12 protein-coding genes are annotated in these 14,825 nt (G+C 50.6%); 8 read left to right on the forward strand and 4 right to left on the reverse strand.

Annotation, left to right across the window (positions count from 1 at the left end):
- The first annotated feature begins 51 nt into the window (after positions 1-51).
- Both cysE and nth read left to right on the forward strand, forming a co-directional pair.
- Positions 52-840 (forward strand): serine O-acetyltransferase, encoded by a 789-nt coding sequence (cysE, locus tag BUC30_RS01210; RefSeq protein ID WP_073423159.1) that lies wholly within the window; start codon positions 52-54, stop codon positions 838-840.
- Positions 841-894: 54 nt separating this feature from the next.
- Positions 895-1,521 carry an endonuclease III gene (gene nth, locus BUC30_RS01215; protein WP_073423160.1) on the forward strand — a complete coding sequence of 209 codons (627 nt, stop codon included), beginning with the start codon at positions 895-897 and terminating at the stop codon, positions 1,519-1,521.
- A 2-nt stretch (positions 1,522-1,523) separates the two neighbouring features.
- On the opposite strand, the gene BUC30_RS01220 is transcribed toward nth, so the two are convergent.
- Both BUC30_RS01220 and BUC30_RS01225 read right to left on the reverse strand, forming a co-directional pair.
- Positions 1,524-2,474: a DUF3300 domain-containing protein gene (locus tag BUC30_RS01220; protein WP_073423161.1), complete on the reverse strand. Its 951-nt coding sequence runs from the start codon at positions 2,472-2,474 to the stop codon at positions 1,524-1,526.
- A gap of 173 nt (positions 2,475-2,647) precedes the next feature.
- Positions 2,648-4,315, reverse strand: a complete 1,668-nt coding sequence (locus tag BUC30_RS01225; RefSeq protein ID WP_072826865.1) for a glutamine--tRNA ligase/YqeY domain fusion protein — start codon at positions 4,313-4,315, stop codon at positions 2,648-2,650.
- A 180-nt stretch (positions 4,316-4,495) separates the two neighbouring features.
- Here BUC30_RS01225 and BUC30_RS01230 point away from each other — a divergent pair, with 180 nt between their 5' ends.
- On the forward strand, positions 4,496-5,383 hold the full coding sequence (locus BUC30_RS01230; RefSeq protein ID WP_244536423.1) for a DMT family transporter: 888 nt from the start codon (positions 4,496-4,498) through the stop codon (positions 5,381-5,383).
- Between the two features lie 7 nt (positions 5,384-5,390).
- Here BUC30_RS01230 and BUC30_RS01235 read toward each other — a convergent pair whose 3' ends face one another.
- A complete protein-coding gene (locus tag BUC30_RS01235) occupies positions 5,391-6,911 on the reverse strand; it encodes a Na+/H+ antiporter NhaC family protein (protein ID WP_073423163.1) in 1,521 nt (506 codons plus the stop codon).
- 3 nt (positions 6,912-6,914) lie between these two features.
- Entirely contained in the window at positions 6,915-7,088 is a 174-nt protein-coding gene (locus BUC30_RS16000) for a hypothetical protein (protein WP_170861482.1), read from the reverse strand.
- A gap of 139 nt (positions 7,089-7,227) precedes the next feature.
- Between BUC30_RS16000 and BUC30_RS01240 the strand changes: the two genes are divergently transcribed.
- The 5 genes from BUC30_RS01240 to BUC30_RS01260 all read left to right on the forward strand — a co-directional run bounded on the left by BUC30_RS01240 (position 7,228) and on the right by BUC30_RS01260 (position 14,732).
- Positions 7,228-8,526 carry a DUF1565 domain-containing protein gene (locus tag BUC30_RS01240; RefSeq protein ID WP_073423164.1) on the forward strand — a complete coding sequence of 433 codons (1,299 nt, stop codon included), beginning with the start codon at positions 7,228-7,230 and terminating at the stop codon, positions 8,524-8,526.
- Positions 8,527-8,678: 152 nt separating this feature from the next.
- A complete protein-coding gene (thiC, locus tag BUC30_RS01245; protein WP_012820272.1) occupies positions 8,679-10,295 on the forward strand; it encodes a phosphomethylpyrimidine synthase ThiC in 1,617 nt (538 codons plus the stop codon).
- A 41-nt stretch (positions 10,296-10,336) separates the two neighbouring features.
- Positions 10,337-12,121, forward strand: a complete 1,785-nt coding sequence (locus BUC30_RS01250) for an AAA family ATPase (RefSeq protein ID WP_073423165.1) — start codon at positions 10,337-10,339, stop codon at positions 12,119-12,121.
- Between the two features lie 21 nt (positions 12,122-12,142).
- Positions 12,143-13,537 (forward strand): class I SAM-dependent methyltransferase, encoded by a 1,395-nt coding sequence (locus tag BUC30_RS01255; protein WP_073423166.1) that lies wholly within the window; start codon positions 12,143-12,145, stop codon positions 13,535-13,537.
- Positions 13,538-13,577: 40 nt separating this feature from the next.
- Positions 13,578-14,732, forward strand: a complete 1,155-nt coding sequence (locus BUC30_RS01260; protein ID WP_073423167.1) for a LysM peptidoglycan-binding domain-containing protein — start codon at positions 13,578-13,580, stop codon at positions 14,730-14,732.
- Positions 14,733-14,825: the final 93 nt, after the last annotated feature.

Genomic DNA, 14,825 nt, shown 5'->3' on the forward strand with positions numbered 1-14,825 from the left:
AAGCAAATAGGAACGCGCCGCGGTCACATATTTTTTATATTTGGCGTCATCATGACACCAGAAGAAATGGAACAGTTACTCCGCAAGGACGCAGCAGAGCTCGTCAAAACCGAGCCGTTTTCGAAGTTGATGCTCGAAGAGCAAATCCTTAACCGCAAGAATTTTGCGGATATGCTTGGAGTAACCCTCGCTTGTCAGCTCGCCGGTGAAGTCATCGACCGCGCAGAACTCGAGAAGATGTTCCGCGTCATGTACGAAAAGTATCCCAACTTGCTCATTTGCGCGACAAAGGACTTGCACGCAACGGTCCTCCGCGACCCCGCTTGCACGGGTCCCCTCGAACCACTCCTGTTCTTCAAGGGATTCCAAGGTTTGCAAGCCTACCGCGTAGCCCACATTCTTTATGAAGAAGGCCGCCACTTCCCCGCCAAGATGATCCAGAGCATTATCAGCCGCAAGTTCGGTATGGACATCCACCCAGCAGCAAAGATTGGTCACGGACTTTTGGTGGACCATGCCACAAATATCGTCATCGGTGAAACCGCGACCGTCGGCAACAACGTGAGCTTTTTGCATGGCGTGACCTTGGGCGGAACCGGCAACGAAATCGGCGACCGTCACCCGAAAATCGGGAATGGCGTGATGCTCGGCGCCCATGCCCAATTGCTCGGAAATATCCACATCGGCGATGGCGCTAAGATTGGCGCTGGCGCCGTGGTGCTTTGCGATGTTCCTGCTCACACGACGTATGCAGGCGTCCCAGCCGTTCAGGTGGGCCACCCGCACGACGACATGCCGAGCTTCAACATGCAGCAAGACTTTACGCGCGACAAAAACTAAACGGAAAAACGCCCAAGGGCTACAGACGAAAGACGAGAGCGCAGGGGGCATCGCATGAAGAAGAGCGACAAAATCAAATTCATTGGCGATAAGCTGGACGAACTATACCCGAATCCGCCCATTCCGCTGGATTTTACAAGCCCATTCACACTCCTCGTTGCAGTCGTTTTAAGCGCCCAGTGCACCGACATCCGTGTGAACCAGGTGACCGCGGTTCTCTTTAAAGAAGCAAACACTCCCGCCAAGATGATCAAGCTCGGAGTAGACCGCATTGCCGAAATCATCAAGCCCTGCGGTTTCTTTAACACCAAAAGCGTGAACATTTTCAAGCTCTCGCAAGCGCTCGTCGAAAAGTTCAAAAGCGAAGTCCCACACACGTTCGAGGAACTCGAAAGCCTCCCTGGAGTCGGACATAAGACGGCAAGCGTCATCATGAGCCACATCTTTAAACTCCCTGCATTCCCGGTCGATACGCACATTCATCGCCTCGCCGAACGTTGGGGTTTAAGCGATGGTTCGAGCGTCGAAAAGACCGAAGAAGATTTAAAAAAAGCTTTTCCCGAAAGCGAATGGGAAAAGCGTCATTTGCAAATCATTTATTTTGGGCGCAACTACTGCAAAGCGCGCGGGCACAAAGATGAAGAATGCCCGATTTGCTCTGTAGTGAATAAGCGCAAGTAACCTTACCTTCTACGCGATGGTGGCGGAGGTGGCGCATTATGCGAGCCGTGATGACGTTCTGAACGGCGCGATTGCCAACGATCCTCATCATCGTTCGAGCTAGAGGCCTGCGGCGGAGGCGGAGCCGGGCGCTTATAATTCGACGGAGGCGGAGGCGCCGATGGCCGCCAGCCATTGGAATGCGGGCGCGGCGGTGGTGGCGGATTGTCAAAACGCCTGGGCGCAGGCCTATCATAACGCGGCCTGTCATTTCGCGGCCTTACATGGCGGCGCGGAGGCGGTGCGTAACGATGCGGATGGCGATAATGCGGACGGCGATGCACCCAATCATAATAGAACGGATCCCAGCCCCAATAAACAAGACCCGCACCAGTCCAAACGCCATTCACATAACGGAGGCGAATGTTGCCGTCCGAAACAACGTAATAAACAACACGCGGATCGTATTCCGGGACGTACACATATTCTTCGCGAACCGGCTGAATCGAAACGTTATCATCAACGGTCACTGCAATTTTGTCATCACTGCTCAAATAGCCATTTCTGTAAGCAACCCGACGCATTCTCTGCACGGCATCCATCACATCGGCTTTTTGCATATCCACGGCTTCGCCAAGCTGTTTTGTCCAAGTGGCATACTTCGACATTTTACGGAGCACATCCGGAAACGGGATAAGCGCGATTACCGATTCGTCGAATTCCAAATCAGCTCGTTCAATGGCACTCGCCAAACCGTCGCCCGACAAATGACGATGGGCAGTAGCAAAAGCAGACGCACGCGGAATATCATCAACATACACCGAAGCATCCAGAACATGCACCAAGAGCGGGTCTGGATAAAGCGCAATCGTCGCGACTAGCGTATCGAGTTCCGAAGGCGTATAGCGAGTCTGGGCATTCGCCATCAGCGGGAGCGCAATCATCGCCACAAGCAGAGTCATTAAACGTTTCATAAGACCTCCTTCTTTAAAGGACCTCTTTTTAATCTACAATTTTTTTACCGCAAAAACAAAATACCCCGGCTGTTGGGCCGAGGTAACTAAAAGGAATAGTCATTAGTAGTTAGCCGTTAGTCATTAGTTCAAAACCAATGACCACTGACTAATGACTACAAACCAAGTTCAATTTACTTTGTAGGATTAAATGAATCTTTCAATCCCACAGTTCTGTTGAACACGAGATGACCCGGCTTGGAGTCTTCGCTATCGAGGCAGAAGTAGCCCTGACGCATGAACTGGAAGCGGTCTTCGAGCTTCGCGTCAGCGAGAGCGGGTTCCACCTTGGCCTGCTTAATGACCATGGAGTTCGGGTTCAGATAATCGTGCCAGTCTTCGCCTTCTGGGACCTGAGCAGGATCTTCGAGCGTGAACAAGTTATCAATGAGGCGTACTTCGGCATCCACAGCATGTGCTGCAGAAACCCAGTGGATCGTACCCTTGACCTTGCGGCCATCCGGAGATTCGCCACCCTTGCTAAGCGGGTCGTAGACGCAGTGGATGACCTTGACCTTGCCGTCAGCATCCTTTTCAACGCTCTTGCAAGTGACAAAGTAAGCACCCTTGAGACGGACTTCGCCTTCCGGCTTCAAGCGGAAGTACTTCTTCGGCGGTTCTTCCATGAAGTCGTCTGCTTCGATGTAGAGTTCACCGCTGAACGGCACCTTGCGGGTTCCTGCGTTCGGGTCGTTCGGGTTGTTCTCGACTTCGATCATTTCGACCTTGCCCGCTTCCCAGTTGTCAATCACGAGCTTGACCGGATCAATCACGGCCATCACACGGTTAGCGGTCTGGTTCAATTCTTCGCGGATGCAGAAGTAAAGGAGGTTCACATCAACCATGGAGTCGGCCTTGGAAACGCCGATGCGGCTGCAGAACTCGCGAATGGAGCTCGGGGTAAAGCCACGGCGGCGGAAACCGCAAACGGTCGGCATACGCGGGTCGTTCCAGCCAAGCACAGCCTTTGTCTGCACAAGTTCGAGGAGCTTGCGCTTACTCATCATCGTGTACGTGAGGTTCAAGCGGGCAAATTCAATCTGCTGCGGGCGGTTCTGCAAACCAAGTTCAATGAGGAACCAGTCGTAAAGCGGACGGTGGGCTTCGAACTCGAGCGTGCAGATGGAGTGCGTGATGCCTTCGATCCAGTCGCTAATCGGGTGGGCAAAGTCGTACATCGGGTAGATGCACCACTTGTCGCCAGTGCGATGGTGCGTGCAATGCTTGATGCGGTAGATGACCGGATCGCGCATGTTCATGTTCGGGCTTGCGAGGTCAACTTTCGCACGGAGGCACTTTTCGCCATCGGCGTACTTGCCGTCGCGCATTTCGTGGAAGAGCTTCATGTTCTCTTCGACGCTGCGGTCGCGATAGGGGCTCGGGCGGGAGGGCTTGCCGGCATCGTTGCCGCGGTATTCCTGCATTTCGTCACGAGTCAAATCTTCGACGTATGCCTTGCCCATTTCAATCATCTTTTCGGCAAAGGCGTAAATCTGGTCGTAGTAGTCGCTTGCGAAAAATTCTTCTTTCCATTCAAAGCCGAGCCACTTCACGTCTTCGCGGATGGAATCGACGTATTCCACATCTTCCTTGGTCGGGTTCGTGTCGTCGAAGCGGAGGTTCGTAAAGCCGCCGAACTTCTTGGCGGTGCCGAAGTTCAAGCAGATGGACTTGGCATGGCCAATGTGAATGTAGCCGTTCGGTTCGGGCGGGAAACGCGTCAGCACGTGATCGCGCTTGCCGGTCTGGAGGTCGTTAACGATAATGTCCTGAATAAAATTCGAAGATTCGGGGATTTCCATAACAGGGTCCTTTTAAAATTTTACGAGGGAAATTTAGAAAATAGACGAGAGACGAGAGACGAGAGACGAGAGGAAATAGTGGCAATATAAGGTTATTGAACTTAGGGCTTAGACTGAACAATCTTTGACAAGCATTTCTATTTTTACACTAGAATGGCAAATATTGGATATAGTTTTTTAATGGTACTGGCGGCATTTCTGTGGGGTTCCACATTTGTCGCTCAAATCGAAGGCAACGACGTCGGCCCGTTCGCTTTTGTGTGCATGCGTAATTTCATTGCGACAGGAGTCCTTTTCGGGCTTGCAAAGGTATTGGACAAATTCAACAAAAGTCCTAGAAGACCGAAAACTAAAGAAGAAAACAAAGCTCTCTGGAAAGCAGGACTTTTCTGCGGGCTTACGCTTTTCTTTGCAATGAACTTGCAACAAACGGGACTTTTCCTCGGATGTTCCGCCGGGAAGGCTGGGTTCCTGACCGCGTGCTACATCATTTTCGTACCGATTCTAAGCACATTTTTTGGCAAAAAGATTTCCCCAAAAATTTGGCTTTGCGTTGCCATCACGCTTGAAGGGCTTTACCTGCTCTGCATCAAGGAAGATTTTACCATCCAACCATCCGATATCGTTCTATTGCTTTGCGCGCTCGCCTTTGCGGCACACATTCTCGTCGTCGGAAAGTACGGCCCTTACATGGACAATGTGAGACTTTCGGCAATACAGTTTCTCGTGGTGGCAACACTTTCCATTTTTCCGATGTTTTTCGTGGACTTGAAAGGGAGTCTCGCGGGCTTTGGCACAGTAATTGATGTCTATTCGCATTTTAAACCATGGATTCCGCTTTTATACGCCGCCATCCTTTCGAGCGGTGTGGCGTTCACGTTGCAAATTGTCGCGCAAAATAAATTAAGGCCCACCATAGCATCGCTATTGATGAGCCTTGAATCTGTATTTTCCGTGATTTCTGGATGGGTGATGCTCGGTGAGCGATTTACCCTTCAAGAAGGAATCGGTTGCGTGCTAATGTTTACCGCCGTCATCCTCGCGCAAGTCAAAATCAGACGCCAATAGTGCGGAGTTATTCGCCTTTTTTCTTGGCACGCTTTTTAATCATCACGAGTGTACCGAAGGTCAGTACAAAGCCGAACAAGAGCGAAAGTATTGCGCTACGGGTAAAGCCAGCAACAATGTAGGTGACAAATGAAATTGCCGCCACGATAAGCACGTACGGGATTTGCGTATTGACGTGATTCACATGATTGCATTCCGCACCCGCACTTGCCATAATCGTCGTATCCGAAATCGGAGAGCTATGGTCACCGCAAACGGCACCCGCCATGCAAGCCGAAATCGAGATGACCATAAGGCTGTAATCCACGCCGCCAAACGCCGCGACGACAATCGGGATGAGGATGCCGAATGTTCCCCAGGAAGTTCCCGTTGCAAAAGCGAGGAACGCCGCAATCACAAAGATAATCGCCGGCATAAAGTTCATGAATCCAGCGGCACCGCCCTTCACAAGACCTGCTACAAATTCCTTCGCACCAAGCGCATCCGTTGTTCCCTTAAGCGTCCAAGCCAAAGCCAAAATCAAAATTGCAGGAACCATCGCCTTGAAGCCATCTGGCAAGCAAGCCATGCAGTGACCGAAACGCAAAACGCGACGAACCATGTAAAAACAAACCGTAAAAACAAATGCACCAAACGAACCAATCGCAAGACCAACAGACGCATCGCTAGAAGCAAACGCATCGACAAAGCCCTTTGCCGCATCGCCTGATGCAAAATAACCACCCGTATAAATCATGCCGAGAACACAGAAAACAATCAAAGAAGCAATCGGCATCACAAGGTCCAAGACTCTGCCTTTTGTCGATGTAAAATTCAAGTCTTCCAGATTTCCGCCGACAGCGTTTGTATGCATTTCATGCTTTTTCATCGGACCGATATTCACATTCCAAACGACAACCAAGAACAACGTAAGAATCGTCAACAACGCATAAAAGTTAAACGGGATTGCCTTGATGAAAAGCGTGAGTCCATCCTCACCTTCCACGAATCCAGAAACCGCAGCCGCCCACGAGCTAATCGGAGCGATAATGCAAATCGGTGCAGCCGTAGAATCGATCAAGTACGCTAGTTTTTCGTGACTCACCTTGAAGCGGTCTGTTACCGGACGCATCACGCTACCTACTGTAAGACAGTTGAAATAGTCGTCGATAAAAATCAAGATGCCAAAGCAAATCGTCGCAATCTGCGCACCGACTTTTGACTTGATATGTGTTTTAGCCCAGTTGCCAAAAGCGGCAGAACCGCCGGCTCTGTTCATAAGCGCCACCATTGCACCCAACATAACAAGGAATACGAGTATGCCCACGTTATAAGGGTCAGCAACCTTTGCAATCAAGCCGTTCTTGAAAACAGCATCAAAGAATCCCGAGCCAGTCCCCTGGCAAAGAAGAAGTCCTCCGACAATGACGCCTAAAAAAAGCGACGAGTAAACTTCTTTACTCACAAGGGCTAAAATAATTGCGACAAGAGCCGGCACGAGAGCCAAGAAAGTACCATAAGCCATTATTGAATTTGTGGCCTGTTCCATAAATTACTGTTCCTCTGGATTTAAGGATTTGAGCGGATTTTTAATCCCTGCATTTTCCAATTTTTGCAAGACTTCAATAGCGTAATCAATCGCATCCAAGGAATGCGAGCTCGCATACATTCTCAGGTCAGAAAGCGCATAGATAGCCCTCTGGTTGTTCATCTCTTTTTCCGACATGATTTTTATCCTTTGATTGTTTATAAAACTACTCTAGATAATCTAAATATTATTTAGCGAATTCAAACAACAATACCAACATGATACTCCATTTTTAGAAATCATTACTATATTTCAAGCATCTAATAAGGAGAAAATAATGAAATCCATTAAAATTTTAGCTGCAGTAGCAGCGTTTTGCCTCGTAAGTCAATCGTTCGCAACAGATTGGTACGTAAGTCCAAGCGGCAAAAACAAAAACGAAGGAAAATCTCCATCCGCCCCGCTCAAAAACATCTGGAAAGCCATTGAACTCGCTTCTAACGGAGATGTCATCCGCGTGGCAGCTGGCAATTACAACGGACAGATGAAGCAAGGGTGGATCAAGCTCGACAAGCCAGTGTCCATCATCGGTGGCTACTCGGACGATTTTTCCAGTCGCGATGTTGTTAAAAACAAGACTTTATTCCAGCCGACGAACGAAATGAACGGCACCAAAGGCCAAGGAATTCTGCACCTCAATTACAAGGGAGCAAATTCGAAGGTCGTCATCGATGGATTCATTTTTGACCAAGGCGAAGCCAACAGTTACCACCCGGTTGAAGGCAAGCCAGAAGGCGTCGAAACCGGCATGTGGCTTGAACCTCCGTCCAAGGGAAATACCACCTTCCCCTCCCTTAACAACTACAGCCTCTACGGTGAAAACTCTGAAGGCGACCTTACCATCCAGAACTGCGTCTTTGTAAATGCCGGTAATATTGCATTGAACTTAAACCATGTCGCAGGCAAGGTCAAAGTTTTGAACAACATTTTTATCGCTAATAGAATCGTTGGCGCAAACGTACAAGCCAAGCAAAATAAAGTCGATGCCGTCGATTATGAATTTGCCTACAATACTGTGATGTTTACCTGGACTCGCACCAAACTGTTCGAAGACATGGGCTACGGCGTACGAGCCAACACAAACTGCATTACCCGAATCCATAACAACATTTTAGCCCTCAATATGATGGCTGGATTTGACAACACCAAGGGTGACCCCAAATCAAAAAAGGTCTATCTCGACAAGAACGCATTCATCCTGAACAAGAAGGGTGACGTCACTGTTACCGTGAGCCCGAACATCCTTTGGCTTAACGTCGCCGACGGTGCATTCGAAGACTTAGAAGACGCACCGAGCATTCAGAGCCTCAAAGGAAACATTTCCATTAGCGATCCTAGCATTTTCAAGGGAAAAATCAACCAGGCTTACTTGGAAGGTTTCTTAAACGCAACTTACACAGAACAAGCTTCGTACAATGAAAATTCCCCGGCAAACCTTTTCAGAGCCGCTATGGGTCTCAACAAACAGGGTTCCATCAAGTCTAAGGTATCTATGTTCATGAACAAGTACCCGATGGAAGAAGCTCTAGCCCTCTTTGGACTAATGGAAGGTTACGGCGCTCAAAAGCAAAAGTAATCCAGAAAACTTGCAAAATAGGCACCTCAATCGAGGTGCTTTTTTTATACCGGCTACAATGTTCTATATTATAGGCGGGGTGCCTGCACACAATACGCGGGCTGAGATTATACCCCTTGAACTTGGTTCGTAATTGAACAAAAGGAACGAATATGTCTGAATCCAACGGCTTTTTCAAGCCTTTTCCGCAGTCTCGCAAGATTTATGTACCCGGCAAGATTTTCCCGGATTTGAAAGTCGCCATGCGCGAAATTTCGCTCGACGACCCGAAATGCCCTGTGCTCCCTGTTTACGATACGAGTGGCGCTTATGGCGACCCCGACAAGACGATTGATGTAAAGAAAGGACTTGAACGCATTCGTGAACCGTGGATCCGCGAACGCTTGGAAAAAGACGGCGCCCACAAGACTCAGATGCAGTACGCCCGCGAAGGCGTCATCACTCGCGAAATGGAATACGTTGCCATCCGCGAAAACCAGAAAATGGACGAAATTTTTGGTAGCAACGGTGATGCCATCACGCCGGAATTCGTGCGCAAGGAACTCGCCGAAGGCCGCGCCATCATCCCTGCCAACGTGAACCACCCGGAATGCGAACCGATGATTATCGGCCGCAACTTCCTCACAAAAATCAACTCCAACATCGGTAACTCTTCTGTCGCTTCTTCCATTGAACAGGAAGTCGAAAAGATGGTCTGGTCCGTACGCTGGGGTGCCGATACGGTAATGGACCTCTCGACCGGCAAGGACATCCACGAAACGCGCGAATGGATTTTGCGCAATAGTCCCGTGCCTATAGGAACCGTGCCGATGTACCAGGCACTCGAAAAGGTAAACGGCATCGCCGACGACCTCACGTGGGAAGTGTTCCGCGATACGCTTATTGAACAGGCAGAACAGGGCGTCGACTACTTTACAATCCACGCAGGACTTTTGCTCAAGTACATTCCGTTTGCCTTGGAACGCACGACAGGCATCGTGAGCCGTGGCGGTTCCATCATCGCCCGCTGGTGCATGGTTCACAAGCAAGAGAACTTCCTCTACACGCACTTCGACGAAATCTGCGACATTCTCGCGAAGTACGACGTTTGCGTTTCTTTGGGCGATGGTCTTCGTCCGGGTTCCATTGCAGATGCAAACGACATGGCACAGTTCTCCGAACTCGATACGCTCGGCGAACTCACCGAAATTGCATGGAAGAAGGGCGTTCAGGTCATCATTGAAGGTCCGGGTCACGTGCCGATGCACAAGATTCGCGAAAACATGGACCGCCAGATTGAAATGTGCCACAACGCACCGTTCTACACGCTTGGACCTCTCACCACGGATATCGCACCGGGTTACGACCACATCACGTCCGCTATCGGTGCAGCTATGATTGGTTGGTTCGGTACCGCCATGCTCTGCTACGTGACACCGAAGGAACACTTGGGCCTCCCGGACAAGAATGACGTGCGTGAAGGCGTGGTGACATACAAGCTCGCCGCCCATGCCGCAGACCTTGCCAAGGGCCACTTTGCCGCGCACTTCCGCGATGACGCGCTTTCGCGTGCCCGTTTCAGCTTCCGCTGGAACGACCAGTTCGCGCTTTCGCTCGACCCGGAACGCGCCGTAGAATTCCACGACGAAACGCTCCCGGGCAACAACGCAAAGTCCTCGCACTTCTGCTCGATGTGCGGTCCGAAGTTCTGCTCGATGCGCATTTCTAAAGACATTCAGGAATACGTAAAGACAGGCAAGCTCGACCCGAACAGCGACCCGCTGAAGTAAACTGAAACTCGCCAAACCACTCGCAAGAATTGGAGGTGTCCATGGAAAACGGAAAGAAACTTCTTAACGACTTCGTAAAGAGCAAATTCGCTGACCAGAATGAACTGAAAAAGGCTTTGTACCAAGCCGGCGTTGCCGCGCTTGACGAAGGCTGGACGTTCATGGACGCCACATTCCAGCTAGGTGGCAAGGCACGCGACGAGGGGCTCTCGGCAGACGATGTCGAGAAGATTTTGCGCAACGCCTTCTCCGAAGAAAAGCGCCGTACCGAACGCGAAGCCGAACAAAAAGCGGCCGCACAAGCCGCAGCGCAACCCGCACAAGCGCCGCAAGCTCAGTCAGCCCAAGCGCAACCGGGCATGGCTCCCGGAATGGCTCCGGGCTACGCAGCCATGGGCCCAACCGTCATCTCGCCCATTTCGGCAACGATGATGCAGCAGATGATTGCGCTCGGTCTCGACAACCAGTCTCTTGAGCTGTTGCAGAACTTCAAGATTGACCCCGAAGCGCTCTCGATTCCATGGCCCGCTCCAGACTGGCGCAAGGACTTTGCAAAGCTCTTGGCGGCAACGTTCAAGCCCGACGAAACTGTCGAATTCAAGATTTCGAACACGCCATCCGGTTCTCGCGAAATAGTCTCGAAGATTATCGCGCAAGACGAAGCGCTCAAGAAAATCATGAAGCAGCTCGACGGTCCGGACGGAGCGCTCCTCACGATTAACGCTGTGAAAGGCGGCGCCGACGCGACCGACGAAAGCTGGCATTACCGTTACGTTGTCGTAGACAACCCGAAAATGACGCTTGCCAAACAGCTCGCTTACTACAAGGCCTTGAACCTCCCCTGCGCCGCCCTTGTAAACACGGGTGCAAATTCCGTGCAGGCTTGGATCAAGATTGAAGCGCACGACCAGGAAGAATACAAGGAACGCGTAGACTTCCTTTTCCAGACGCTTGAATCGCAAGGCTTTAAAGTCGATGACGGCAACCGCAACCCGAACCAGATGGTCCGCATGCCAGGCGTGCTCCGCAACGGCAAGCAGCAGTACCTCATCGCTTTGGAACAAGGCGCCAAGAATTTCACGGAATGGCGCGAATGGGCTGAATACTCTCTCGACGGAAAACCGCTCGTAGAACTTGCAAGCGATAGCGAAGAAGCTCCGAAAAAAGATCCTTGCATTATTGAAAACGTGCTCCGCGCTGGTGAATTTTTCTTGTTCACAGCGCCACCAAAAAGCGGAAAGTCTCTTGCCCTTATGGACATGGCTCTTTCCATTTGCCACGGCGAAGACTGGCTTGGCAACGCGACAAACGAAAACGATGTTCTGTACATCAACTTGGAACTCACCAAGTCCGTGTTCCTGAACCGTCTCTTTTTGCTTGGCGAAAAGCGCAATCTCCAGCCTAACACGCCCAAATTCGGTTTCTTGAACCTCCGCGGCACAGCGCTAACACCGCTCGAAATCGCACAGCTTATCGCGAAGCGCATTCAAGGCGCCAAGAAGCTCGAAAATCACGATTACAAGGTCGTCGTAATCGACCCGATTTCTGCCGTTTTGCACAACCCGAAGTCTTCAAGACTCAGTGGCTCTCCGCACCAGATTTTGATGCAGATGGTCGATTCGATTATCGCCCTCACGGGTTGCGCCGTCGTAACTTCCACGAATTTCAACGAATACCCCTATCTTGAATCCCGCGCCGATAGCGTCATTTCGCTCACGCCGGTTGAAGGTAGCCTGAACACGTACCAGATTAAAGGTTCGTTCCGCGAATTCCCGAAGACTCTCGCCCGCGAATGCTCCTGGATTTATCCTAGATTTGTAGTTTAAACATTCAACACAATTATAAAGATGTACAAACAGAACAATCGTTTTTCACGCCGCTCCGAAGGGAGCTTTGCCCGTAACACCATGGGCAACAGAATCGGCAAACCCCTCGCCGGAGGCAAATTCCACGCTTCCAGAAAATCCGATGTCCGCAAGGACGATGAACTCGACGAAAAGAAGCCTAAGGCAGAAAAGCCTGTTGTCCGCAAGATACTTTCGTTCGACGACATCAAGACCCAAGTTGCCGCTTGGATGGAAAACGATCGTATTCCGGGAAAGTTGCAGGCATGGTTTACCGCCGATGCAACACCGGAAAACTCCGACTGGAGAATCATCAAGGAATACCACGGTGCCCAGGAAAACCTGGTCATTGACGCACCGTCCCGCGACATGAAGCCGCTCGAGCTCGTGAAGCGCGTCCTGGAGCAGCTCCACAAGGAACATTTGCGCATCTTCAAAAAGGCTTTGCGCCAAATCTGGTTCCGCGCCACAGGCGACGGCCGCTTTGCGCTCCTCGTACAAGTGAATGTCAAAGGCAAGATTTCGGCACACGGCTACAAGACGTTCGTCGACTTTATCGAACGCAGCTGTCCCGAAGTCATCAGCTGCCACCAAATCCAGTGCTTGCCGGATCGCCTCTTTGACCCCGCCGATGCTCAGGGCATGAAGGTCGAATCCAAGTGCTCTTTCGGCAGTAGCTTTATGCCGATTGCCTCGACTGGCTTTAGCATGCACGTCCTCGACTGGACGCCGCGCATCAAGGATGCATGGCTCAACCTCCCCGTGCGCATCAAGGACGCCATCCACCCGAACCGCGAAGACCGTTTCTTCGAATTCTGCTCGGGCCCGTCTTACGTTTCTGCTTCGCTCGCCCCGTTCTTCAAACAGGTCGAAGCACTTGACTGCCGCGAATCCGCCATGCAGTCTTCTAAGCTGAATATTCGCAACCTCGCCACGCAGAACATGCGTTTCCACCGCAGCCATTTGGACGCCAATTTCGTCTCGAAATTCTTCTCGAAGAGCGACAACGCCGAAGGCCGCTGGACGTTCTACCTCAACCTGGGCATGAACGACACCATCAATTCCGAAATGGTGCAGACGCTCGCCGGTTCTCGCCCCGAACGCATTCTTTTGCAGACCGGAAACCTCGAAACCGCCTCCAAGGCGATTAAGGCATTCCGTAACGAGGGCTACATGCTCCGCAAAAACATCCCGCTTTACATGGAACCGGGTCGCGGAACTTTCGAAATTCTCTTCTTGTTCGTGCCGGATAGAGTAGGCATTTTGGGCCAAAACCCCGCCCTTGCACACCGTTCACGCAATATCCAACGCCCGAAAGAACGCCCCATGCGCTCAAATTCGTCGGATATTCCTCATTTTGTGCAAAAAACGCCCACTTTTAAGCAAAGAAAAGATTAAATTATTTAACATAACACCAAAATTTTGCTTAGGGAATAGTATGCGATTTTTAAAATGTGCTTCGATCTGTCTTGGTCTTTCAGCTCTGATTGCATCTGCCTATGTGGTCAAAAAAGGCGATACCCTCTGGGACTTGAGTGCCGAATTTTTAAACGATCCGTTCGCATGGCCGGACCTCTGGGAAAATAACAGGCACATTGAAGACCCGCACTGGATTTATCCGGGCGACTCTATTTATTTAGGCGATGGCATCGATGAAGGTTACCGCCTCCCGAAAACAAGACCGTGCGAAGCCGCAGTCGCCGATTCCAACTTGCCAAAGGGGATCAAATCCGTAGGCTGTGACGAAAAAGACGCCCGCAGTGGTGAATTCGAAAACATGCTCGGGAATCTCCGCGACAAGGACAAGAAGCACAAGAAGAAAAAACTTGCCGACACTTACCTTTATAAAAAGCGTCCGGCACCGAAGATTTTCAACGGCTACTACCAGATTCTCGCCCCCGAAATCTATACGCTCGATTCCATCAAAAAAGACAAGAGATTCTTCTCTATCCGCTCTGGAGAAAAGAAGGAACCGATTATCCACATCCCGGAATCCGAAGTTGTCGTAGGCATCGGACGTAAAACGAACGCCGACCTCAAGAAAGGTGACCTCGTCGAAATTCTTGACGCACGCGCTATCGAAGTGCCCGCAAACAAGGGCAAGAGCTATGATAACTTTGCATTGGTAAGGCTCACGGGATACGCAAAGATTACCGCTATTGGCGATACTCTTTCGAGAGCAAAGATTGTCCAAAGCTTTAGGGAAATCAAGCTCGACCATGCCAAGGCACGTTTAAAACAGCCGCTTAACATTTTGAACGTAACCGGCTACACCGCAGTTCCCGAAGCCAAGATCGAAGAAATGGCAATGCTTCGCTATACCATGGATCCGATGCTCATCATTGGCGCTTATGCCTATGTCATGGTAGACAAAGGTACCAAACAGGGATACAATACCGGCGATGCCATTGCCATCTGGGAAGAAGACAAGTCCGATGCAGGTCTCCCACCGAGACTCCTTGGACGCGGAATCATCGCAAGAGCTACCGACAACGAATCTACAGTTCTTGTTCGTGAAGTCTATTCGAACAGCCGCCGCATTGAAGTTGGCCACAAGGTTTCTATAACCCATCAAGCAAACTTGGCCCAGTGACAAAGAACTTATTGATTATAATCGGCATAGCAATTTCACTTCTAGCCATCCTCATGGCTGGGAGTGTTCTTATTATCCATTATCCTGAGTTGT

The sequence above is a fragment of the Fibrobacter sp. UWB7 genome (assembly GCF_900142945.1).
Lineage (GTDB): Bacteria > Fibrobacterota > Fibrobacteria > Fibrobacterales > Fibrobacteraceae > Fibrobacter.

Excerpts from the sequence above, each read along its gene's own strand:
- cysE (WP_073423159.1), top strand. The coding sequence starts at position 52 with ATGACACCAGAAGAAATGGAACAGTTACTCCGCAAGGACGCAGCAGAG.
- BUC30_RS01250 (WP_073423165.1), top strand. The coding sequence starts at position 10,337 with ATGGAAAACGGAAAGAAACTTCTTAACGACTTCGTAAAGAGCAAATTC.
- BUC30_RS01220 (WP_073423161.1), bottom strand. The coding sequence starts at position 2,474 with ATGAAACGTTTAATGACTCTGCTTGTGGCGATGATTGCGCTCCCGCTG.
- BUC30_RS01240 (WP_073423164.1), top strand. The coding sequence starts at position 7,228 with ATGAAATCCATTAAAATTTTAGCTGCAGTAGCAGCGTTTTGCCTCGTA.
- BUC30_RS16000 (WP_170861482.1), bottom strand. The coding sequence starts at position 7,088 with ATGTCGGAAAAAGAGATGAACAACCAGAGGGCTATCTATGCGCTTTCT.
- thiC (WP_012820272.1), top strand. The coding sequence starts at position 8,679 with ATGTCTGAATCCAACGGCTTTTTCAAGCCTTTTCCGCAGTCTCGCAAG.
- BUC30_RS01260 (WP_073423167.1), top strand. The coding sequence starts at position 13,578 with ATGCGATTTTTAAAATGTGCTTCGATCTGTCTTGGTCTTTCAGCTCTG.
- BUC30_RS01230 (WP_244536423.1), top strand. The coding sequence starts at position 4,496 with ATGGTACTGGCGGCATTTCTGTGGGGTTCCACATTTGTCGCTCAAATC.
- BUC30_RS01255 (WP_073423166.1), top strand. The coding sequence starts at position 12,143 with ATGTACAAACAGAACAATCGTTTTTCACGCCGCTCCGAAGGGAGCTTT.
- BUC30_RS01225 (WP_072826865.1), bottom strand. The coding sequence starts at position 4,315 with ATGGAAATCCCCGAATCTTCGAATTTTATTCAGGACATTATCGTTAAC.
- nth (WP_073423160.1), top strand. The coding sequence starts at position 895 with ATGAAGAAGAGCGACAAAATCAAATTCATTGGCGATAAGCTGGACGAA.
- BUC30_RS01235 (WP_073423163.1), bottom strand. The coding sequence starts at position 6,911 with ATGGAACAGGCCACAAATTCAATAATGGCTTATGGTACTTTCTTGGCT.